Raw genomic sequence first — 21,711 nt, 5'->3', positions numbered from 1 at the left:
CAGACCACAGGTCGTGCCCCGAGCGCGGTCACATACCGGTTGAGTGCGACATTCCGTCCGGGCCGAGGCTCGCCACGAACTGCCGGCAGCCGTCGTACTCCGGAAGCAGACCCCGCTCGCGGACCTGCGCCAGAGTCGGCGCCGCGTCGTCGCGCGCGGACAGCAGTGGAACGTCGGCGGGCCACTCGATGCCCAACTCCTCGTCCAGCGGGTGCACGGCGTGCTCCCCGGTCGGGTTGTAGGTGGTCGAGCAGAGGTAGCTCAACGTCGCGTCGTCGGTCAACGCGCAGAACCCGTGCCCCAGCCCCTCGCTGAGGTAGACCGCCCGACGGTCGGTGTCGTCCAGCCGGACGCCCTCCCAACGACCGAAGGTCGGCGAGCCGACCCGCAGGTCCACGACGACGTCGAGGACAGCGCCCCGTACGCACGTGACGTACTTGGCCTGCCCGGGCGGGACGTCGGCGAAGTGGACGCCGCGCACCACGCCGCGCGCGGAGACCGACAGGTTGGCCTGGGCCAGCCGCAGGGGATGCCCCACCGCCTCGGCGAGCTTGTCGAAGCGGTACCACTCCATGAACATGCCGCGCGGGTCACCGTGCTGCTGGGGGGTGATCTCCCAGGCGCCCTCGATGCTCAGCTCCCGGATCTTCACCAGGAACCCCCGCCGTTGCCAGCCTGATCGCTGAGCAGACCGAGCAGGTAGGTGCCGTAGCCGCTCTTGGTCAGCGGCTCGGCGAGCGCGCGCAGCTGCGCGTCGTCGATCAGGCCGGCCCGCCAGGCGACCTCCTCGATGCAACCGATCTTGAGACCCTGCCGCTCCTCGACCACCCGGACGAACTCGGCGGCCTGCATCATCGAGCTGAACGTGCCGGTGTCCAGCCAGGCGGTGCCCCGATCCAGCACCGTCACCGCCAGCTCCCCGGTCTCCCGGTACACCTCGTTGACCGCCGTGATCTCCAGTTCGCCGCGGGCGCTCGGGGTGAGCTTGCGGGCGATGTCCACCACCCGGTTGTCGTAGAAGTAGAGGCCGGGAACCGCGTAGCGGGACTTCGGCCGGGCCGGCTTCTCCTCGATCGAGAGCACCCGACCATCGGCGTCGAAGTCGACCACGCCGTACTCCTGCGGGTTGGCCACCTGATAGGCGAAGACCCGCCCGCCGACCAGGTCGCTGTGGTCCGCGAGCTGCCCACCCAGACCCACGCCGTGGAAGATGTTGTCGCCGAGGACCAACGCCACCGACTCGGCGCCGATGAAGTCCGCGCCGAGGATGAACGCCTGCGCGATGCCCTCCGGGCGCTCCTGACTGACGTACTCCAGCCGCAGCCCGAACTGGCTGCCGTCGCCGAGCAGCCGACGGAACTGGTCCTGGTCGTCCGGAGTCGTGATCACCAGGATCTCCCGGACCCCGGCCATCACCAGGGTGGAGAGCGGGTAGTAGATCATCGGCTTGTCGAAGACCGGCATCAGCTGCTTCGAGACCGCCCGGGTGATCGGCCAGAGCCGGGACCCGGTGCCGCCGGCAAGTAGGATTCCGCGCATCGGGGAAGCCTAGCCGCACCCGGACACGTCATGCGGGGGTCACACACCGGGCGCCGCCCCGCCCGTCGCGTATACTTCCGGACCCGTGAGGATCCTCGTCACCGGCGGAGCCGGATTCATCGGGTCGGAGTACGTTCGCCTGCTGCTGGGCAAGCCCCTCGGCAGCGCGGAGAGCGTGCCGACGCTCGAGCCGGCCGTCGTGACCGTGCTGGACAAGCTGACCTACTCGGGCAACCTGGCCAACCTCGAGCCCGTCCGCGACGACCCGCGACTGCGTTTCGTGCAGGGCGACATCTGCGACCCGGTGGTGGTCGACGAGACGGTGGCCGAACACGACGTGATCGTGCACTTCGCCGCCGAGTCACACGTCGACCGTTCCATCGAGGGCGCCGCGCCGTTCGTCACCACCAACGTGCTGGGCACCCAGACGCTGCTCGACGCGGCGCTGCGCCACGGCACCAGACGATTCGTGCACGTCTCCACCGACGAGGTCTACGGCTCGATCGACGAGGGCTCCTGGACCGAGACCTGGCCACTCGCCCCCAACTCGCCGTACTCGGCGTCCAAGGCCGGCTCCGACCTGCTCGCGCTGTCGTACCACCGCACCCACGGCATGGACGTGGTCGTCACCCGCTGCTCCAACAACTACGGCCCGTACCAGTTCCCCGAGAAGGTCATCCCGCTGTTCGTCACCAACCTGCTCGACGGTGGCACCGTGCCCCTCTACGGCGACGGCGGCAACATCCGCGACTGGCTGCACGTGCACGACCACTGCCGGGGCATCGCCCTCGTCCAGCAGAAGGGCCGTGCCGGTGAGGTCTACAACATCGGTGGCGGCACCGAGTTGACCAACAAGGAACTCACCGGCCTGCTCCTGGACGCCTGCGGCGCCGGGTGGGACCGGGTCGTCCCGGTCACCGACCGCAAGGGCCACGACCGCCGGTACTCCCTCGACATCTCCAAGATCAGCGAAGAGCTCGGCTACCACCCCAGCATCACCCTCGACCAGGGCCTCGCCGACACCGTCCGCTGGTACCGGGACAACCGCACCTGGTGGGAACCCCTCAAGTCCGCGCCGACCGCATGACCCGACTCCTCGTCACCGGCGCGGGCGGGATGCTCGGCCGGGACCTGGTCGCCGTGCTGGGTGCGCGACCCGACCTCAAGGTGACCGCCGCCACCCGCGCCGACCTCGACATCACCGACCCCGCTGCGGTCCGCACCGCCGTCGCCGGGCACGACCTGGTGATCAACGCCGGCGCGTGGACCAACGTCGACGCCGCCGAGGCCGACGAGGCCGCGGCGACGGCCGTCAACGGCCACGCCGTGGCCAACCTCGCCGCGGCATGCGCCACCGACGGAACACGGCTGATCCAGATCTCCACCGACTACGTCCTCGCCGGCAACGCGGACACCCCGTACCCGGAGGACGCGCCCATCGCGCCGGTCAACGCCTACGGCCGCGGCAAACTGGTCGGCGAACAGGCCGTCGCGCGGCTGCTGCCCGACACCGGGTACGTCGTACGCACCGCCTGGCTCTACGGCGCGCACGGCCCGAACTTCGTGGCCACCATGCTCCGACTCGCCACCCAGCACGAACACCTCGACGTGGTCGACGACCAACACGGCCAACCCACCTGGTCGTACGCGCTCGCCGAACGGCTCGTCGCGCTCGCCGACGCGGCGCTGGCCGGTCACGCGCCGCCCGGCGTCTACCACGGCACCTGCGCCGGGCAGACGACCTGGTACGGGTTGGCGCGCGCCGCGTTCACGCTGGCCGGACTGGACCCGGACCGGATCCGACCCACCACCAGCGACCGGTATCCGCGTCCCGCACCACGGCCTGCGTACAGTGTGCTAGGGCACAGTCGCTGGGCAGCCGTGGGTCTACCCCCGCTTCCAGACTGGCACAGCGCCCTGGTTGACGCGTTCCACTCCCCCGCTCCACCCGCCCCGTGGAAGGTCGCATGAAGCTCACCCTCGTCACCGGCCTGACCGGCCTGCTGCTCCTCGGCACCATCGTCGAGCTGTTGCGCCGCCGTCAGCTGCGCGAGAAGTACGGCATGCTCTGGCTCGCCGTACTGATCATTGTGATTCCGCTGTCCCTTTTCCCCCGGCTGCTCGACAACGTCGCCGAACTCCTCGGCGTCGCCTCCGGTGTCAGCCTGGTGCTCTTCCTCGGCATCGTCTTCCTGCTGTTGGTGTGCGTGCACCTGAGCTGGGAGGTCAGCGCCCTGGAGGAAGAGACCCGCACCCTGGCCGAAGACTTCGCCCTGCTCCGCGCCGAGATCGACACGGACCGGGCAGCCCGAGACGAACTGGTGTCGACCGATGGTTAACGGCAAGCGCACATTGATCATCATTCCGGCTCTCAACGAGTCGGGCTCGATCGCCGACGTCGTCGGCGAGGTCCGCGGCGAACTGCCCGGCGTCGACGTGCTCGTCGTCGACGACGGCTCCACCGATCGCACCGCCGCCGTCGCCGCCGCCGCCGGTGCCCTCGTCGCCAAACTGCCGTACAACCTCGGCGTCGGTGGAGCCATGCGCCTCGGCTACCGCTACGCCCGTGACCACGACTACGACGTCGCCATCCAGATCGACGCCGACGGCCAGCACGACCCCCGGTACGTGCCGAAGCTCGTCGACCTCCTCGACGACAACGACCTCGTCATCGGCGCCCGCTTCGCCGGTGAGGGCGACTACAACGTCCGCGGCCCCCGCCGCTGGGCGATGGTCATGCTCTCCGCCGTGCTGTCCCGGGTCGCCCGCACCAAGCTCACCGACACCACCTCCGGCTTCCGGGCCGCCAACCGGCGGGTCATCGAGATGTTCGCCACCTGGTACCCGGCCGAATACCTCGGCGACACCGTGGAGACCCTGGTGCACACCGCTCGCCGCGGCTTCCGCATCCGCCAGGTGCCGGTCGCCATGCGCAAGCGGATGGCGGGCACGCCCAGCCACTCCCCCGCCAAGGCGATGGTCTACCTCGGCCGCGCGTTCGCCGTTCTCACGCTGGCGCTCATCCGCCGGTGATCCGACGGCTACTGAGCCTGGTCCCGCCCGGCACCGTCGCTGTCGGTGCCGGGCTGGCCCTTCTCGGGCTCGCCTCCTACGTTCACCTCGCCGTCGCCGGCCACAGCCTCAGCAAGGCCGACTACTCGTCCCTGTCGGTGCTCTGGTCGATCGTGTTCACCCTCGGCATCGGCGTGTTCATGCCGATCGAGCAGGAGGTCGCCCGGGTCGTCGCCGCCCGACACAGCCAGGGGCTGCCGCCCGGGCCGGTGCTGGCCCGCGGCGTCACCGTCGCCGCCGTGATGCTCGCGGTACTGGTGCTGGCCGTCACCATCGGCCGCCAGCCGCTCGCCGACAAGCTCTTCGCCGGTGACGGCAACCTGGTCACCGTGCTGATCGGCGCACTCGCCGCGATGGCCGTCGCCTATGCCACCCGTGGCGTCCTCTCCGGCCTGCAACTGTTCCCCTGGTACGGCGCTCAACTCGGGATCGACGGCGGCCTGCGGATCATCATGGTGGCCCTGCTCGGGCTGGCCGGAGTGACGTCGCCCGTCTGGTACGGGCTCGTGCTCGTCGCCGCCCCCCTGGTCAGCGTCCTCCTCACCCTGCCACCGGTGCTGCGCGCCATCGGCGGAGGCCCGCCGGTCGCCTGGGCCACGCTGCTACGCGGACTCGGCCTGCTCACCGCCTCCAGCCTGCTCTCCCAGGTCGTGGTGAACATCGGCGTGATCAACGTGCAGCTACTCTCCCCCTCCGACGCGGCAGCCGCCGGCGCACTGCTCTCCGCCCTCGTGCTGGTCCGCATCCCCCTGTTCGTCTTCGGCTCCCTACAGGCGTCACTGCTGCCCGGCCTGGCCACCACCGCCACCACCGGCGACCAGGAAGGCTTCCACAGCCTGCTGCGCCGGGCGCTCGGCATCGTCACCGCGCTCGGCCTCACCGGCGCCCTCGGCGCCGTGCTGCTCGGCCCATGGTTGGTCGGCACCCTCTTCGACGCACCCGGCGTTCTCGGCCACGGCGACTTCGCCTGGTTGGCGGCAGCCACGCTCGCCTACCTCTGGGCGATGGTGCTCGGTCAGGCCCTGCTCGCCCTCGACCGGCACCGCGCCCAGGCCCTCGCCTGGACCGCCGGCGTCGCCGCCCTGATCGCCGTGACGCTGATCCCGGCTCCGGTCACCCTGCGGGTCGAACTGGCGTACACCATCGGCTCCGTCATCGTGGCCGCCACCATGGCGATGCTGCTGCGCGGCGGCTTCAGCCGACCCACCACCCCCGCCCGGCCGCTCGCCGAGGCCGTTGCCCCTGCCGCAACCGGAGGCATCCGATGACCCGACCCCGGGTGAGCGCCGTCATGCTCGCCTACGGCCCGGAGCCCTACCTCGTCGACGCCGCCCAGGCGGTGCTGGCCAGCACCGACGTCGAGGTCGACCTCATCGTCGTCGACAACGGCTGCACCGGCGACGGCATCGACATCGTCAAGGGCCTGCCCGGGGTGCGGGTGATCCGACCGGAGGAGAACACCGGCTACTCCGGCGGCTGCCGGGTCGGCGCCGCCGAGGCCACCGGTGACTGGCTCGCGTTCGTCAACTCCGATGCCGTCGTCGCACCCGACGCCCTGGCCAAGACCACCGCCGTGGCCGCCGAAGCGGGCGTAGGCGCGGCCATGGCGTCGATCCGGTTGGCCGACACCCCCGAGCTGATCAACACCAGCGGCAACCCGCTGCACTTCACCGGCCTCTCCTGGGCCGGCGGCAACGGCGAACCGGCCAGCAACCACGCCGTACGCCGGGCCGTGCCCTCCCTCAGCGGCTGCTGCTTCGTGATCAGCCGACAGCTCTGGCGCGAACTCGACGGCTTCGCCGCCGAATACTTCGCCTACCACGAGGACACCGAACTCAGCCTGCGACTGTGGCAGCGCGGACTACGACTGGAGTACGTGCCGGACGCCGTCGTGCGTCACCACTACGAATTCTCCCGCAACGCCCTGAAGCTCTACCTGGTCGAGCGGAACCGACTGGTCACCCTGCTCACCGCGTACGAGGCGCGGACACTCGTCGTGCTCGCCCCGGCGCTGCTGCTCACCGAGGCCGCCATGCTCACCGCCGCGGTCGCCGGCGGCTGGTCCCGGCAGAAGCTGCGGGGTTGGGGCTGGTTGTGGCGCAACCGCGACTGGGTTCGCGGCCGTCGCCGGCAGCTACAGGCTGAACGCCGGGTGCCGGACGGGGTCATCGCGAACCTGATGACCGGTCGGGTCACGCCCTCCGGTGTGCCGACCACCCCCGGCCTGGGAGCGTTCAACGCCGTCGCCGGCGGTTACTGGGCCCTGGCCCGGCCCCTGCTGCGCCGAGGATGACCGCTGGTGCCGGCCCCGGAACACGGGGCCGGCACAGGCGGGCAGAACCCTAGCGCTCGCCGCCCTCCCCGGGCCGGTCCTCCAGGTCCGCGGAACCGGCCGACGACGTCGGCTTGTGCCCCTCAGTGGTCGGCACGACCGGCTCGGCGGGACCGCCCGCCGCGTCCGCCGCCTGCCCCTCGGCCGCCGCATCCCCGTCCAACAGAGTCGTCAGCGCGGCACCGGTGATCCGCCGGAACGTGCGCCCGATCCGCTGACGGTCCAGGACCGCCACCTCGAGCTGGTTCGCGGCGATCGTCCGGGCGGCACCGCCCTCACCACCGACGGTGCTCAACGCCTGCACCGCCACCCTGACCGCCTCGGCCAGGGACATGTCCGCCCGATGCTGCGACTTCAACACACCGGTGATCGCCTCGGCCTGACCACCCATGGCCATCCGCCCCGGCTCGTCGTTCACCGAACCGTCATAGGTCAGCCGGTACAGCTCGTCCGCCTCCGGGGTGGCACCGACCTCCGCCACGCAGATCTCCACCTCGAACGGCTTCGACTGCTCGGTGAAGATGGCACCCAGGGTCTGCGCGAACGCGTTGGCCAGGGCCCGACCGGTGACGTCACGCCGGTCGTAGCTGAGCCCGTTCAGGTCGGCCATCCGGACTCCGGCGCGGCGCAGGTTCTCGAACTCGTTGTACCGGCCGACCGCGGCGAACCCGATCCGGTCGTAGATCTCGCTGACCTTGTGCAGGGCACTGGAAAGGTTCTCCGCGACGAAGAGGACCCCGCCGGAGTAGCTGAGGACCACCGCGCTGCGACCCCGAGCGATGCCCTTGCGGGCCAACTCGGAGCGGTCGCGCATGATCTGTTCGGGAGAGGCGTAGAACTGCATGGCCACGTCGGCGGTTCTCCTTACGGCGCTGTGCTGACGACTGCTGACTGGTGGGGTGCGGGTCTCAACCGCCCGGGTTCTCCATCCGGCCGGCAACCACGCCCTCGGCGATCGCCGCCGTCTCGGGGTCGGTCAACCGGCGGGTGCCCTCGGCGGTCGCGGTCATCACCACGGGGTAGATCCGGCGGGTCAGATCCGGCCCACCGGTCGCTGTGTCGTCGTCGGCGGCGTCGTAGAGCGCCTCGACCGCCAGCCGCGTCGCGTCCTCGACGGACAACCCGGCCCGGAACCGCTTCTTCAACGCGGACTTCGCGAACAGCGACCCGGACCCGATCGCGTCGTAGCCGGTCTCCTCGTACGGGCCACCGGTCACGTCGAAGCTGAAGATCCGACCGGCCCGCGCCGGGTCGGAGGCGGCAAGGTCGAACCCGGCGAAGAGCGGCACCACGGCCAACCCCTGCATGGCCGCCCCCAGATTGCCCCGGATCATCGAGGCCAACCGGTTGGCCTTACCGTCCAACGAGAGCATCGCGCCCTCGATCTTCTCGTAGTGCTCCAGCTCCACCTGGAACAGTCGCATCAGCTCGATGCCGATACCGGCGGTGCCCGCGATGCCGACCAGCGAGTACGCGTCGGCGGGGTGCACCTTCTCGATGTCGCGCTGCGCGATCAGGTTGCCCATGGTGGCCCGTCGGTCGCCCGCCATCACCACACCCTCGGCCGCCGCGATGGCGACGATGGTGGTCGCGTGCGGCGCCAGGTCGGCGGCCATGCCCGGCGGCAGCGGTCGCCGACCGGGCAACATCTCGGGGGCCACCCGACTCAGAAACGTCGTGAAGGAGGACGTCCCCGCGTTGGTGAACACATCTGGAAGACGCCCGGATGGATCAAAGCCCGCTGCCACGTGGTTCCTCTCAGGTACGTGATCGCCCTGGCCAGCCTCATGGGACTGTCACGGAACTGGCCAAGACCACCGTTGCAGTTGAAGCAGAGTATCCCGCGCACCCATCCGGTGCGATGATCGTGGTCCAGATGTTGCGGGTCGGCACCGCCACAGATCGCGCAGACCCCGCCCTGCTCGGCCAGGAGCTCCTGAAACTCTTTCTCACCCACGCCGTACCGCCGTCGCAGGTGGTACTCGCGGTTGCCGCCGTAGAGCCGTTGCTTGGTCTCGCGCGTGCGGCCGTTGTGGCACGGCTTGCAGTATGTGCCGTACCCGGTGCTGTCCGAACGGTTACGGGGGAACTCGGCCAAGGGCTTGGCCGTCCCGCAGTCCAGGCAGAATCGGTGTCCTTCCGGAACCTCCCGCGCTTCACGGACCTCCCGGCCGGGCTTCTCCTTCACCCGCTTCGCATAGCTGGCCTTCGACCGCTCGTTGAAGCATGGCTTGCAGTAGCTGCCGCGACCGCTGGGCCGTTTACTGCTAGAGCAGAAAACGTTCAGCGGCTTCCACTCCCCGCAGTCGCGGCACCGCCGTAGACCATGTTGATCTTGCCCTGAGGAAGTCATGTCCGAAAAGCCCTATCTGTCTACTGACCTCCCTTCTGCACGTATCCCCTCACAAATTCCTCTGCGTTCTCTTCGAGGACGGAGTCGATCTCGTCAAGGAGGTCGTCGACGTCCTCGGTGATCTCGGCGTGCCGCTCGGCCACCTCGGGGTTGGCCTCGGTGGTGACGTCCTCGATTTCCTCGCCCTGACGGGACTTGCCGGACTGCGACTGGCCGCCGCTGTCATGAGTGGCCATGGCTGTCTCCTCCACGATCGTCTGAGAAGAAATCTACCCCGTGCAGACGACAGAAAGCCCTCACGTCCGCCGTGTTCGGGTCGGGGGCCTTCAATTGCCGTGGAGCGGTCAGCTCCGAGGAGACGAGGCGTCTGCCGGTGCCGGGCCCGGCACCGGCACCGGGACCCGCTCCGGCTCACGCCGCTCCTCCCCCGACGCCTCCGCCGGAGGTGCCCCGCGCCGCAGGCGGGGTGTCCAGTCCTTGAACCGCAACGCCTGCTTCTCCACCAGATGCCAGGACAGGAACGCCAGGACGACGGTGAAGACCATGACCACCGCGAAGTAGCCGACGAACCCCCAGGCAGCCGCCCCCAGCCAGGCCAACATCTGCTGCACGACGAAGGAGTAGATGTAGATGCCGTACGAGTAGTCGTTCTTCTGGCCCACGCGGTGCAGCAGCCGTGGCAACCGGACCGCGAGGTAGAGGATGGCGTACTCGTAGGCGAGCAAGGCCGGGCCGAACAGGTGGCCCTCCAGGGTCTGCCAGCCGGTCACCACGATGGCGAGCACGCCCAGGACGTCGCTGATGGGCAGCTTGTCGCTGTAGAGGTCCGCCACGGCGCCCACCAGGAACATGAAGCCGAACCGCAGGAACCAGATCTTGCTGAGTGTGCCCAGCAGCGGCAACGTGCCGACGGAACCGCTGGTGAAGTATGTCGATCCACCGAAGCGCAGCGCCTCGTACTGGTTCCACAGCAGCAGACCGAAAACGAGAACGGCGGCCGCGAGCACCAGCCAGCGGGCACGGCGCAGCACCGCCACCACGGCCAGCGAAGCCACGATCAGGTAGCAGAAGATCTCGTAACTGAGCGTCCAGAGTGAGCCGTCGAGGACGCTCTTACGCACCAGGTCGCCGTACGGCGTGTCCCGGAAGACGTCCATGATCCCCTGTTGGCGGTAGCCACCCCACCAGTTCGCCTGCAGGAAGTTGATCACGCCGGCCGGGTGTCGCCACAGGCCGTCCAGATTGCCGCGATCGGCGTACCAGACGATCGGGGCCACCACGAAGCCGATGAACAGCAGACACACCCAGAGGCCCGGCCAGATCCGCAGGGCACGGTGCCACAGGTAGCGGGGCAGGCTGGCCCTCCGGGCGCTGCGGGTGATGAGGAAGCCGGAAATGCCGAAGAAGCCGGCCACCCCCAGACCGGCCACGTCGACGACCTCGGTCAACGGTCGGGCGTACCCGATCACCGCGGTGTGCGCGAGGACGACCGCGACGGCAAAGCAGAGCCGCAGGAAGCCGAAGCTGTTGGCACGCCCGGCGTACGCGTTCGACAGCGGTACAACGGTCATCGCACGCAGGCCAACCTGCCGGGCTGAGGGAAGCATCGCATCACCGTGTGGGTCGACGGATCGGGGGACGGCCTAGCATGCCACAGAGCGATTCCCGGCGGAGGCACCGGATCTCAGCCCCCGGTCAACGTCTCCAACAGGTCCTTGGCGCTGGCGCAGCGATCGAACAACGCCCCGACGTGCGCGCGGGTGCCCCGCTCGGGTTCCATCATCGGCACCCGGACCAACGACTCCCGGCCCACGTCGAAGATCACCGAGTCCCAGCTCGCGGCGACCACCTCGGAGGCGTACTGGGCGAGGCAGCGACCGCGGAAGTAGGCCCGGGTGTCCTCCGGCGGCTCGGTCATCGCGCTGCGCGTCTCGTCGTCGGTGAGCAGCGTCTTCATCGCCCCCCGGCTGACCAGGCGGTGGTAGAGGCCCTTCTCCGGCCGGACGTCGGAGTATTGGAGGTCGACGAGCTGGAGCTTGTGCGAGCCCCAACCGAGCTTCTCCCGCTCCCGGTAGCCCTCCAGCAGTCGCAGCTTGGCCACCCAGTCCAACTCGTCGGCGCAGAGCATCGGGTCCCGGCCGAGCCGGTCCAGGACGCTCTCCCAGCGGTCGAGCACGTCGATGGTCTGCTCGTCGGCGTCGGTGCCGTACCGGTCGTCGACAAAGGACCGGACCCGTTCCAGGTACGCCCATTGCAGGTCGAGGGCGGTGAGCCGGCGGCCGTCGCGCAGTCGCATGCGGTGCGTCAGGGCGGGGTCGTGGCTGACGGCGCGCAGTTCGCTGACCGGGTCGGCGATGCCGAGGTCGGCGCCGAGGGCCTTTTCCTCGATCATGGTGAGGATCAGCGCGGTGGTGCCGACCTTGAGGTAGGTGGAGATCTCGGAGAGGTTGGCGTCGCCGATGATGACGTGCAGCCGGCGGTACTTGTCGGCGTCGGCGTGCGGCTCGTCCCGGGTGTTGATGATCGGCCGCTTGAGGGTGGTCTCCAGGCCGACCTCGACCTCGAAGAAGTCGGCACGCTGGGAGATCTGGAAGCCGCTCTGGCCGCCGTCCTGGCCGATGCCGACCCGACCGGCGCCGCAGACGATCTGCCGGGTGACGAAGAACGGCGTCAGGTACGCCACGATGTCGGCGAACGGCGTCTGCCGGCGCATCAGGTAGTTCTCGTGGGCACCGTAGCTGGCGCCCTTGTTGTCGGTGTTGTTCTTGTAGAGGTGGATCGGCTGGGTGCCCGGGATGGTGGCGGCCCGGCGGGAAGCCTCGGCCATCACCCGCTCGCCGGCCTTGTCCCAGCGCACGATGTCCCTGGGGGTGGTGACCTCGGGGGTGGAGTATTCGGGGTGCGCGTGGTCCACGTAGAGCCGTGCGCCGTTGGTGAGTATCACGTTGGCCAGGCCGAGGTCTTCGTCCGCGAGGGCCTCGGCGGGGTCGTACGCGGCACCGGAGTAGGTGAAGCCGCGGGCGTCGCGCAGCGGCGACTCTTCCTCGTAGTCCCACCGGGCCCGGCCGCCCCGGTTGAGTTCCGGGCGTGCCCCGTAGGCGTTGACCACCTGCGATGAGGTGACCATCGGGTTGGCTCCGGCCTGCCCGGGCACGGAGATGCCGTACTCGACCTCGGTGCCCATGATCCGTCTTACGCTCATCGACCTACCCGCTTCGCTCGCCCGACCCGGTCCACCGTCAGGTCGAGCGTAGTCCGCCCTGAGCACCTGCACTCTGTAGGTGAGTGCCGGCGGGCCGCAACAGGTCGCTGGATTCGGTGTCGGAATGCCCCGTGGGCGGCGTCAGGTCGTCGGTCGCGGCGGAACGGGTCGTCCAGACGAGCCACCCGAACAGCACCAGGCCGACGCTTGCGCTCAGCAGCGGGATCACCGAGCCGACCACCGGGTGCCAGTCGCCGGCGAGGGGGTTGAGGCTGCTCAGCCCGATGTTGGCGGGCAGGCCGTTCTGCCAGCGGACCATCGTGTACGCCAGGCAGAACAACTGGATCGGCAGGAGGAGCAGTACGGCGAGTCGGGTGAACGAGCGGGCCCGGGCGACCTCGAAGCCGCGTTGTTCGGCGACCCACGCGGCGTAGAGCAGAACGCCGACCAGCATGGGCAGCATGTAGCGGCCCTGGGTGACGAAGCCGCTCTCGTTGACCAGGGCGATCTGCATGAGGGAGGGAACGGCCACGCCGCCGCCGAGCAGAACGAGCAGGCGCCACCGGTCGAGCGTGCTGCCCCAGACGACCCCGATGAGCAGCAGCGCTCCGGCGACGAGCTGCCAGATCAGGTATGGCGGGGCGGGCATCCGGGTGTCCAGCCAGGAGGTGACCCCGACGATCTGGTCGAGGTATCCCCGCCACCGGTCGGCCTCACGCAGGGCCGCCTGCCCGTAGGTGAGCCGGTCGGCGGAGTAGTTGCCGAGGTCGGAGGTCTGCTGGCGGACGGACCAGGCGAGCACGGCGAGGGTGGACAGGACGATGCCACCTGCCCAGAGCTGCGCGGCCCGGTCCCGCAGTAGGCCGAGGAGGTTGCCACGGCGCAGCGGGAAGGCGAACGCGATGAAGGCGGTCGCCAGCCAGAGCGGGCCGGTCTGGCGCAGCACCGCGAGGAGCAGCGCGCTGATCCCGACGAGGACGATGAGGCCGCGCCGTGGGCCGGGTGGGCCGAGGAGCAGGGGGATGACCGCGCTGAAGAAGGCGATGCCGGCGGCGATCTCCAGGCCGTTCGGGTTGACCGCGCTGGCCATGTGCACGGCCATCGGGGTGGTGACGACGAGTAGGGCGCCCATCATGAGGCCGCGGCGGGACCGGTTGCGGATCACGACGTACGCGCAGGCGAGCAGCGCCGCGGAGCACAGGGCGCTGATCATGCGGGCGAGCAGGACGCCGGACCAGCCGGGCCAGAGCACCGTGGGTGCGCCGACGAGGGCGTAGTAGGCGGGGAAGTAACGACCGGCCCCGGTGCCGGCGCGGGTCGGTGTGTCGTCGCTACCGGGGGGCTGGGCGCAGGCCGCCGAGACTTCCTTCTTGAACTGCCAGCACTGCTCGCGGACGAGACCACCGGGAACGGTCTGGAAGGCGCCGGTGCCCTTCTTCGCGTCGGCGGGAGGGGGTGCGATCTGCCCGGCGGCGACGCCGGCCGCCCGGACGATGTGCTCCCGCTCGTCCGGGGTGCCGTCGTACGGGGCGGCCATCGACCAGGCGAAGATGATCAGGAAGAATGCGGCGAAGGCGAGGGCCCAGTGTCGTCGGCCTGTGCTGATGGTGGCCGCCGGGCTTCCGCTGGTGGCCGGCAACGTCACACTTCCGGGATCAGGCACGTCAACCTCGCGGCTCGCGCGGGCAGGCCCCGCTGGGTAGATGGACAGACGATAGACTCCCTCGTCGTCCTCACCGCTCCGGGTCCCCCCTTGGAGAACTCTTTGCTGTCACCTGTTGCCGAGTCCGTCCGCCACCTGTCCCGACACAGCGCTGTGCGGTTCCTGGTCGTCGGGGGTCTGAGCGTCGCCGTGGACACGGGATCGCTCTTCGTGTACCACGGAGTTCTCCGGATCGTCCTGCCGGTTGCGGCCGGGATGTCGTTCCTGACCTCGTTCTGGGTCAACTTCGGGCTGAACCGGGCGTGGTCGTTCGGCTCGTCCGCCCAGATGGTGCCGCAGGTGGGGCGCTACTTCGCGCTGGTCCTCGCGAACCTGACCGCCAACGTGGTGCTGGTGTCCGCGTTGACCTGGGCGGGCACGCCGTACCTGCTGGCGAAGCTGTTGGTGACGGCGTCGCTGTCGGCGGCGAACTACGTGGTGTCGAAGCGGTGGATCTTCGCTGCCTGACCGCCGCCCTGAAATACCCGCAGCGAGGGTGCCCACCGGATGGTGGGCACCCTCGCTGCTGGGGTCAGAGGTACTGGCCGGTGTTGCTGGCGGTCTCGATGGACCGGCCGGCCTCGGCGCCCTTGCCGCCGGAGACGAGCGTGCGGATGTAGACGATCCGCTCGCCCTTCTTGCCGGAGATGCGCGCCCAGTCGTCGGGGTTGGTGGTGTTGGGGAGGTCTTCGTTCTCGCGGAACTCGTCGACGCAGGCGTCGAGCAGGTGCTGAAGGCGCAGCCCCTTGCGACCCGAGGTGAGGAACTCCTTGATGGCCATCTTCTTGCTCCGGTCGACGATGTTCTGGATCATCGCGCCGGAGTTGAAGTCCTTGAAGTAGAGGACTTCCTTGTCACCGTTGGCGTAGGTGACCTCGAGGAATCGGTTCTCCTCGGTTTCTGAGTACATCCGCAGCACCACGGCGTCGATCATCGCCGCGACGGTGGCCTGGGGGTCGGTGCCGTGTTCGGCCAGGTCGTCCGGGTGCAGGGGCAGCCCGGAGAGGATGTACTTGGAGAAGATGTCCTTGGCCGCCTCGGCGTCCGGTCGCTCGATCTTGATCTTCACGTCGAGGCGACCGGGGCGCAGGATCGCCGGGTCGATCATGTCTTCCCGGTTGGAGGCGCCGATGACGATGACGTTCTCCAGCCCCTCCACGCCGTCGATCTCGCTGAGCAGCTGCGGAACGATGGTGTTCTCCACGTCGGAGGAGACACCGGAGCCACGGGTTCGGAAGATCGAGTCCATCTCGTCGAAGAACACGATCACCGGCGTGCCCTCGCCGGCCTTCTCCCGGGCGCGCTGGAAGATCAGCCGGATGTGCCGCTCGGTCTCACCGACGTACTTGTTGAGCAGCTCCGGGCCCTTGATGTTGAGGAAGAAGCTGGTGTGCTTCTCCTTGCCCTGCCGCTCGGCGATCTTCTTGGCCAGCGAGTTGGCCACCGCCTTGGCGATGAGCGTCTTGCCACAGCCGGGTGGGCCGTAGAGCAGGATGCCCTTGGGTGGACGGAGCTGGTGCTCACGGAACAGGTCCGCGTGCAGGAACGGCAACTCCACCGCGTCGCGGATCTGCTCGATCTGCGACTGGAGGCCACCGATGTCGCCGTAGTCGACGTCGGGCACCTCCTCCAGGACCAGCTCCTCGACCTCGCTCTTCGGGATCCGCTCGTACGCGTACGCCGAACGGGGCTCGATCATGAGCGAGTCGCCGGCCCGGATCGCCGAGCCGATGAGCGTCTCGGCGAGGTGCACGATGCGCTCCTCGTCGGAGTGGGAGACCACCAGAGCCCGGTCGCCCGGCCCGCCGTTCGGCCCCTCCAGGATCTCCTTGAGCATCACCACTTCGCCAACCCGCTCGTAACCGAACGCGTCGACGATGTTGAGCGCGTCGTTGAGCAGGACCTCCTGGCCGCGCCGCAGGTCACCCACATCGAGCGAGGGCGAGACCGCGACCCGTAGTTTGCGGCCACCGGTGAACACGTCCACCGTGCCGTCCTCGTGCTTGGCCAGGAAGACTCCGTAACCGCTCGGCGGTTGCGCGAGCCGGTCGATCTCCTCCTTGAGCGTCACGATCTGCGTGCGAGCTTCCTTGAGGGTGCTCACCAGCCGGTCGTTGTTCTCGGTCAGCCGCGCCAACTGTGCCTGGGTGGCCGCCAGCCGCTCTTCGAGCTGCCGGACGTGTCGGGGGCTTTCGGTCAACTTCCGCCGCACCAGGGCGAGTTCCTCTTGCAGGAACGCGACCTGCGTGGAGAGATCGTGGGCTTCCTTCTCCCACCGTGCGGCGCGCGAGTCCGCGTCGTCGCTACGTGCTGCCACGTCCCACCTCCCCGGGGGGCTTGAACGTTCTGCCCTAACACTAGCCGCTATGAGGCCGATTCGGTCCCACGCAACACCCTCGTCACTGAACCTTGATCGCCAAGGGTGGCCTGACGGGCCGTTACCGGCGTTCGGGTACCGTCGGAGCGTGGCACGGGAGAACATGGGGGGTGCACAGGTGGCCGAGGTCGCGACCGACGAATTGCAGGTCTGGGTCGACCAGGACCTCTGCACGGGCGACGGGCTCTGCGTGCAGTACGCGCCGGAGGTGTTCGAGTTCGACATCGACGGCCTGGCCTACGTCAAGGGCGTCGACGGTGAGCTGCGGATGGCACCGGGCAGCCGGGTCGACGTCCCCGCGCACCTGCGACTCGAGGTGATCGACTCCGCGAAGGAGTGCCCGGGCGACTGCATCCACGTGGTGCGCGGCGACGGCGTCGAGGTCGCCGGCCCGGACGCCGAGGACGACTGACCCACCGGCCGGGCCGCGCGGCCCGGCCGGTCCAGAACGGGGTACGCCTCAGAGCATCGGGCGGCCGACCACCGAGGCGACCAACCGCGCGAACTCCTCCAACCGGGCGATCTGCCCGGCCCCGCCGTCGTCGAGGGTCTTGCCGAAGCGCAACGCGTCGTGCCGGGGCGTGCCGGGCATCTCCTCACTCGGCGGCGCCTCGTCCAACGACGTCAGCAGCAGGTAGACGTCGATGCTGTCGACCCGGATCTCGCCGTTCTCGGCACGGTTGAGCCGCCGCCGGCAGCCCACCTCGGTGACGGTGGAGACCGGCACCACCCGCAGCGACGAGGTCATCGAGCCCGGAGGGCCCTCCTCCGGCGGTACGTCCTCCCCGTGCCAGAGGATGAGCCGGCTGCCATCGCAGACCACCACCTCCTGCCACACCCCGTTGACCTCGTTGACGAAGCGTTCCAGGGTGAAGCCGAGCACCGACGCGCCGCGCAGCACGCCGCCGAGCGCCTCCAGGGCGACGTCCGGGTCGCGCAGGTAGGCCCGCGCCGCCGACTCCAGGTCCTGGTAGGGCGACCAGTCGGGAAAGACCGCGGGGAGGTCTCCACCGCCGTAGCCCGGTCGGCTCATGCCAGCGTCTCCCCCTGCTCGGCGCTGCCGACACCCAGCTCGATGGTCACGGCCTGTCCATCTCCCCCGCACCGTTGGATTGCGCGCCCGCCGCCTGCGCGGCGGCGGCCTGTCGGGCCGCCTCCGCCTCACGCAGGTCCTGACGGCGCTGCGCGTACGCCTCGGTGCCCTTGCTGGGCTTGCGGCGACGCGGCGGCGCGGTGACCCCCGGGGCCAGCTTGCGGGCGGACACCAGGAAGGCGGTGTGCGCGATCATCCGGTGGTCCGGACGGACGGCGAGGCCCTCGGCGTGCCAGTCGCGCACCAGGGACTCCCAGGCCCGGGGCTCGGTCCAGCCGCCCCGCTCGCGCAGCGCCTCCACCAGCTCGGACAGCTGCGGTGTGGTGGCGACGTAGCCGATGAACACCCCACCGGGCACCAGCGCCCGCTCGACCATGTCGAGGGTCTCCCAGGGGGTCAACATGTCCAGGATGATCCGGTCGAAGCCGGTCTCCCGGCACTGCGCGACGTCGCCGACGTGCAGGTTCCACGAGGGGTGCGGCCCGTTGAAGAACGCCTCGACGTTGCGCTTGGCGATCTGGGCGAAGTCGTCGCGTACCTCGAACGAGTGCAGCTCGCCCTCCGTGCCGACGGCTCGCAGCAGGGAGCAGCTCAGCGCGCCGGAGCCGGCGCCGGCCTCGAGGACCTTCGCGCCGGGGAAGATGTCGCCCATCGCCACGATCTGCGCCGAGTCCTTCGGGTAGATCACCTGCGCGCCGCGCGGCATGGACAGCACGTAGTCCGACAGCAGCGGCCGCAGGGCCAGGAAGGCGGTGCCCCCACCGGAGGTGGTCACCACGCTGCCGTCGGGGAGCCCGATCAGCGCGTCGTGGGCCAGGATGCCGCGGTGGGTGTGGAACTCCTTGCCGGGCTCCAGCGTCACGGTGTGCATCCGCCCCTTGGGGTCGGTCAGCTGGACCCGGTCCCCGGGCCGGAACGGCCCACGGTGCACGGGTGTCAGCGCCCGGCTGGCGGAGTCGGCGGCGACGGTGGAGGGAGTTGCGGTCACGGTGTCATCTTCCGGTTGGGTTCGAGGAGCTGTGCCAGGTCCGCGATGTGCAGAATGCCGACGACATCTTCGCCTGACGTCACCACGTACTGTGCGCCCGGGTAGGTCTGTACGGCCTCCATCACCCGCTCGCCGTCCCACCCGAGCGACAACGTGGGAAGACTGCCCAGCGACCGGGCGACGGCGTCGACCGCCAACCACGGTCGGCGCTCGACCGGCACCGCGTCGGCGGCGGCCGGGTCGACCAACGCCACCGGTCGACCGGTGGAGTCGGTGACCACCAGCGCGGCGTCGGGCTGCCCGCTCTCGGCGCGGCGGCGCTGGGCCTCGGCCAGTGGCGTTCCGGTGGACACCGGCCAGACCGGACGCGCCAGCCGGGAGAGGTCGATCAGCGGGAACCGGCGGCTGACCCGGGCGGCCCGGATCGACTGCCCGGCGCCACGCCAGAGGGTGATGGCGACCAGGAGCATCAGCGGCAGCGCCAGCGGCGCCAGCCGCCGCTCGACGGTGAGCAGCACCACCAGGGCCGCGGTGCCGACGGCGACGATCCGGCCGGCCCACCCGGCGACCTCGGTGCCGAGGTGCCGGTCGCGGGTCAGCCCCCACACCGCCGCGCGCAGCGCCCGGCCGCCGTCGAGCGGAAGCCCGGGCAGGCTGTTGAACAGGGCCACGATGACGTTGCTGACCGCGAGCTGGAAGGCGAGCTGGTGCGCCACCGTTCCCTCGGGCAGGGCGAGCGTGGCGGCGACCGCCAGGACGCCGAGCACAGCGGAGACCGCCGGGCCGGCCAACGAGACCAGCAGGTCGACGCGGGGCGACGGGGCGTCGCGGTCCATCTCGGTGTAACCGCCGAGCAGCTCCAGGGTGATCCCGCGCACACCGATGCCGTACCGCCGGGCGGTGAGGGCGTGGCCCAGCTCGTGCAGCAGCACCGAGCCGAGCAGCGACACGACGAACCCGAAGCCGATCAGGTAGCCGCTGAGCTGCGGCAGGTCCAGTTGTCGGCGGGCGAACTCGCCGTACAGCACGGCGATGAGCACCGCGAGCAGGACCATGGAGCCGTTGAGGTACAGCGGCACCCCGAACACCTTGCCGACGTTCAGGCCGAGACGTCGGTCCGGTCGGCGCGGCGGCCTGGTTGTCTGCTCCATCGCCACGATGCTACGGACCGTCGCTGGGCGGGGCGGGCGGCGGGCGGTGTCACACCGGTGCCCTAACCTTTGCCGACATGACGGCGGAATCGGTCACCACCCCCCAACCCTCCCCCGCGGCGCAGGCGCCGCCGACGGTCCGGGCCTCGCTGTCCCCGTCGCGGGCGGCGGATTTCAAGACCTGCCCGCTGCTCTACCGGTTCCGCAGCATCGACCGGCTGCCCGAGCGCACCACCATCGAGCAGGCCCGGGGCACGTTGGTGCACGCGGTGCTGGAGCGCCTTTTCGACCTGCCGGCCACCGGCCGCACACCGGAGGCGGCCGGCGACCTGGTGGCCCCACAGTGGGACCGGCTGGTCACCGAGCAGCCCGAGCTGGCCGGGATCTTCGACGGCGCGGAGCCGGCCGGCCCCGTGGAGTTCCTCCGCTCGGCCGCCGGGCTGTTGCAGGGTTACTTCGCGGTGGAGGACCCGACCCGGCTGGAGCCGGCCGAGCGCGAGAGCCTGATCTCCGCGGTCGTCGACGAGGAGCTGCTGATCCGGGGCTACCTCGACCGGCTCGACGTCGCTCCGGACGGCGCGCTGCGGGTCGTCGACTACAAGACCGGGGGTGCGCCGCGGGAGGCGTTCGAGGCGCGGGCGCTGTTCCAGCTGAAGTTCTACGCCCTGGTGCTGTGGCGCACCCGGGGGGTGGTGCCCCGGGTGCTGCGTCTGCTCTACCTGCGCGACGCCGAGGTGTTGGATTACACCCCGGACGCCGACGAGCTGGTCCGCTTCGAACGCACCGTGGTGGCGCTGTGGCGGGCGATCGAGCAGGCCACCGCCCGGCAGGATTTCCGGCCCCGGCCGAGCCGGCTCTGCGACTGGTGCAGCCACCAGGCGCTCTGTCCCAGCTTCGGCGGCACCCCGCCGCCGTTCCCGGTCGCGGCGGCGGGCGCCGACCCGCTGCGCGACTCCCGGGCGGCCACTCCGGTCGCGCCGGGCGCCGACGAGTGACGGCCTCCTGAGCGACGCGTACGCCGGGCGCGGCGATTCCGGCCGCCGGAATCGCCTGCCGCACGCCGAAGACCCGACAGCAGCGGTGCCGCCGCGGTCGGGACAGGACGACCGGCTGGCCTCTACGGTGATCCGCGACGCACCGGCTCCGGTGCGCGAGGATGACCGGTGCGCGCCACGACGTCGGCGGGACGGGAGAGCAGCAGATGAGCGTTCAGGCGCCCTCGGCGCGGCCGGTGCGGATCCTGCTCGCCGACGACCAGCCGCTGCTGCGGACCGGGTTCCGGATGGTGCTGGGCGCCGAGAGCGACCTGGACGTGGTGGCGGAGGCCGGTGACGGCGTGGAGGCGGTGGAGTTGTCCCGCCGGCTGCTGCCCGACGTCGTCCTGATGGACATCCGGATGCCCCGGATGGACGGGGTGGCGGCGACCCGGGCCATCGTCGACGCCCGGCTGCCGGTACGGGTGCTGGTCCTCACCACCTTCGACCTGGACGAGTACGTGGTGGGCGCGTTGCGGGCCGGCGCCAGCGGGTTCCTGGCCAAGGACGTGCCGGCCGAGGATCTGATCGCGGCGATCCGCACTGTCGCCGGCGGGGACGCGGTGGTGTCGCCTCGGATCCTGCGGCGACTGCTCGACCGCTTCGCCGACCTGCTGCCCGACCCGGCGGCGACGCCGGCGGCTGCGCTCAACGCGCTCACCGACCGGGAGCGCGAGGTGCTCGTGCAGGTCGCCCGAGGGTTGTCCAACGCCGAGATCGCGACGGTCCTGTCGGTGAGCGAGACCACCATCAAGACACACGTCGGGCATGTGCTGACCAAGCTGCGGCTGCGCGACCGGGTGCAGGCGGTGGTGCTGGCGTACGAGTCGGGGCTGGTCCGCCCCCGGGCGTAGGTGCGCCGGCTGAG

Annotated in this window: 23 protein-coding genes; 10 read left to right on the top strand and 13 right to left on the bottom strand. The window is 70.2% G+C overall.

What is annotated here, in order from left to right; all coding sequences use genetic code 11:
- Window positions 1-28: 28 nt before the first annotated feature.
- The gene (gene rfbC, locus ACIBEF_RS22540; protein ID WP_396795132.1) at window positions 29-652 is read right to left on the bottom strand and encodes a dTDP-4-dehydrorhamnose 3,5-epimerase; all 624 of its coding nucleotides are present in this window, start codon (window positions 650-652) and stop codon (window positions 29-31) included.
- A complete protein-coding gene (gene rfbA, locus ACIBEF_RS22535; RefSeq protein WP_396795131.1) occupies window positions 649-1,539 on the bottom strand; it encodes a glucose-1-phosphate thymidylyltransferase RfbA in 891 nt (296 codons plus the stop codon). Before rfbA ends, rfbC begins: the two co-directional genes overlap by 4 nt.
- 85 nt (window positions 1,540-1,624) lie before the next feature.
- Here rfbA and rfbB point away from each other — a divergent pair, with 85 nt between their 5' ends.
- Genes rfbB through ACIBEF_RS22505 form a run of 6 tightly spaced genes read left to right on the top strand, consistent with a single transcriptional unit; the run spans window position 1,625 to window position 6,904 of the window.
- Window positions 1,625-2,626: a dTDP-glucose 4,6-dehydratase gene (gene rfbB, locus ACIBEF_RS22530; RefSeq protein WP_396795130.1), complete on the top strand. Its 1,002-nt coding sequence runs from the start codon at window positions 1,625-1,627 to the stop codon at window positions 2,624-2,626.
- Window positions 2,623-3,510 (top strand): dTDP-4-dehydrorhamnose reductase, encoded by an 888-nt coding sequence (gene rfbD / locus ACIBEF_RS22525; protein ID WP_355007953.1) that lies wholly within the window; start codon window positions 2,623-2,625, stop codon window positions 3,508-3,510. The genes rfbB and rfbD overlap by 4 nt, the downstream gene beginning before the upstream one ends.
- Window positions 3,507-3,878 (top strand): DUF2304 domain-containing protein, encoded by a 372-nt coding sequence (locus ACIBEF_RS22520; RefSeq protein WP_396795129.1) that lies wholly within the window; start codon window positions 3,507-3,509, stop codon window positions 3,876-3,878. Before rfbD ends, ACIBEF_RS22520 begins: the two co-directional genes overlap by 4 nt.
- Window positions 3,871-4,572: a glycosyltransferase family 2 protein gene (locus ACIBEF_RS22515; protein WP_396795128.1), complete on the top strand. Its 702-nt coding sequence runs from the start codon at window positions 3,871-3,873 to the stop codon at window positions 4,570-4,572. The genes ACIBEF_RS22520 and ACIBEF_RS22515 overlap by 8 nt, the downstream gene beginning before the upstream one ends.
- Window positions 4,569-5,879, top strand: coding sequence for a lipopolysaccharide biosynthesis protein (locus ACIBEF_RS22510; protein ID WP_396795127.1), 1,311 nt, complete (start codon window positions 4,569-4,571; stop codon window positions 5,877-5,879). The genes ACIBEF_RS22515 and ACIBEF_RS22510 overlap by 4 nt, the downstream gene beginning before the upstream one ends.
- The gene (locus ACIBEF_RS22505) at window positions 5,876-6,904 is read left to right on the top strand and encodes a glycosyltransferase family 2 protein (RefSeq protein WP_396795126.1); all 1,029 of its coding nucleotides are present in this window, start codon (window positions 5,876-5,878) and stop codon (window positions 6,902-6,904) included. The genes ACIBEF_RS22510 and ACIBEF_RS22505 overlap by 4 nt, the downstream gene beginning before the upstream one ends.
- A 49-nt stretch (window positions 6,905-6,953) precedes the next feature.
- Here ACIBEF_RS22505 and prcA read toward each other — a convergent pair whose 3' ends face one another.
- The 7 genes from prcA to ACIBEF_RS22470 form a co-directional block, all read right to left on the bottom strand.
- A complete protein-coding gene (gene prcA, locus ACIBEF_RS22500; RefSeq protein WP_396795125.1) occupies window positions 6,954-7,793 on the bottom strand; it encodes a proteasome subunit alpha in 840 nt (279 codons plus the stop codon).
- A gap of 58 nt (window positions 7,794-7,851) precedes the next feature.
- Window positions 7,852-8,691, bottom strand: coding sequence for a proteasome subunit beta (gene prcB, locus ACIBEF_RS22495; protein WP_355007948.1), 840 nt, complete (start codon window positions 8,689-8,691; stop codon window positions 7,852-7,854).
- Window positions 8,610-9,131, bottom strand: a complete 522-nt coding sequence (locus tag ACIBEF_RS22490; RefSeq protein WP_396795124.1) for an endonuclease VII domain-containing protein — start codon at window positions 9,129-9,131, stop codon at window positions 8,610-8,612. Before ACIBEF_RS22490 ends, prcB begins: the two co-directional genes overlap by 82 nt.
- Window positions 9,132-9,316: 185 nt before the next feature.
- A complete protein-coding gene (locus tag ACIBEF_RS22485) occupies window positions 9,317-9,532 on the bottom strand; it encodes a ubiquitin-like protein Pup (RefSeq protein ID WP_030332902.1) in 216 nt (71 codons plus the stop codon).
- Between the two features lie 108 nt (window positions 9,533-9,640).
- Entirely contained in the window at window positions 9,641-10,867 is a 1,227-nt protein-coding gene (locus ACIBEF_RS22480) for an acyltransferase family protein (protein ID WP_396795123.1), read from the bottom strand.
- Between the two features lie 113 nt (window positions 10,868-10,980).
- Window positions 10,981-12,498 (bottom strand): depupylase/deamidase Dop, encoded by a 1,518-nt coding sequence (gene dop / locus ACIBEF_RS22475; protein WP_112726389.1) that lies wholly within the window; start codon window positions 12,496-12,498, stop codon window positions 10,981-10,983.
- Between the two features lie 37 nt (window positions 12,499-12,535).
- Window positions 12,536-14,161 (bottom strand): DUF2142 domain-containing protein, encoded by a 1,626-nt coding sequence (locus ACIBEF_RS22470; RefSeq protein ID WP_396795122.1) that lies wholly within the window; start codon window positions 14,159-14,161, stop codon window positions 12,536-12,538.
- A gap of 102 nt (window positions 14,162-14,263) precedes the next feature.
- On the opposite strand from ACIBEF_RS22470, the gene ACIBEF_RS22465 reads away from it, so the two are divergent.
- On the top strand, window positions 14,264-14,668 hold the full coding sequence (locus tag ACIBEF_RS22465; protein WP_355007942.1) for a GtrA family protein: 405 nt from the start codon (window positions 14,264-14,266) through the stop codon (window positions 14,666-14,668).
- 64 nt (window positions 14,669-14,732) lie between these two features.
- Here the strand turns inward: ACIBEF_RS22465 and arc are convergent, their stop codons facing one another.
- Window positions 14,733-16,517, bottom strand: coding sequence for a proteasome ATPase (gene arc / locus ACIBEF_RS22460; RefSeq protein WP_030332887.1), 1,785 nt, complete (start codon window positions 16,515-16,517; stop codon window positions 14,733-14,735).
- Window positions 16,518-16,695: 178 nt separating this feature from the next.
- Here arc and ACIBEF_RS22455 point away from each other — a divergent pair, with 178 nt between their 5' ends.
- Window positions 16,696-16,989, top strand: coding sequence for a ferredoxin (locus ACIBEF_RS22455; RefSeq protein ID WP_266242041.1), 294 nt, complete (start codon window positions 16,696-16,698; stop codon window positions 16,987-16,989).
- A 48-nt stretch (window positions 16,990-17,037) separates the two neighbouring features.
- On the opposite strand, the gene ACIBEF_RS22450 is transcribed toward ACIBEF_RS22455, so the two are convergent.
- From ACIBEF_RS22450 to ACIBEF_RS22440, 3 genes are read right to left on the bottom strand one after another with little or no spacing between them, the layout of a single operon-like run.
- On the bottom strand, window positions 17,038-17,610 hold the full coding sequence (locus ACIBEF_RS22450; RefSeq protein WP_396795121.1) for a hypothetical protein: 573 nt from the start codon (window positions 17,608-17,610) through the stop codon (window positions 17,038-17,040).
- 46 nt (window positions 17,611-17,656) lie between these two features.
- Window positions 17,657-18,658, bottom strand: a complete 1,002-nt coding sequence (locus ACIBEF_RS22445) for a tRNA (adenine-N1)-methyltransferase (protein ID WP_396795120.1) — start codon at window positions 18,656-18,658, stop codon at window positions 17,657-17,659.
- Window positions 18,655-19,746: a site-2 protease family protein gene (locus ACIBEF_RS22440; protein WP_396795150.1), complete on the bottom strand. Its 1,092-nt coding sequence runs from the start codon at window positions 19,744-19,746 to the stop codon at window positions 18,655-18,657. Before ACIBEF_RS22440 ends, ACIBEF_RS22445 begins: the two co-directional genes overlap by 4 nt.
- Before the next feature lie 140 nt (window positions 19,747-19,886).
- On the opposite strand from ACIBEF_RS22440, the gene ACIBEF_RS22435 reads away from it, so the two are divergent.
- Window positions 19,887-20,804, top strand: coding sequence for a PD-(D/E)XK nuclease family protein (locus tag ACIBEF_RS22435; RefSeq protein WP_357223810.1), 918 nt, complete (start codon window positions 19,887-19,889; stop codon window positions 20,802-20,804).
- 206 nt (window positions 20,805-21,010) lie between these two features.
- Entirely contained in the window at window positions 21,011-21,697 is a 687-nt protein-coding gene (locus ACIBEF_RS22430) for a response regulator (protein ID WP_396795119.1), read from the top strand.
- Window positions 21,698-21,711 lie beyond the last annotated feature (14 nt).

Origin of the sequence: Micromonospora sp. NPDC050795 (assembly GCF_044456785.1) — a bacterium.
GTDB lineage: Bacteria > Actinomycetota > Actinomycetes > Mycobacteriales > Micromonosporaceae > Micromonospora.
The sequence above is the reverse complement of the archived record's forward strand: the minus strand, read 5'-3'. Positions and strand labels throughout refer to the sequence as shown.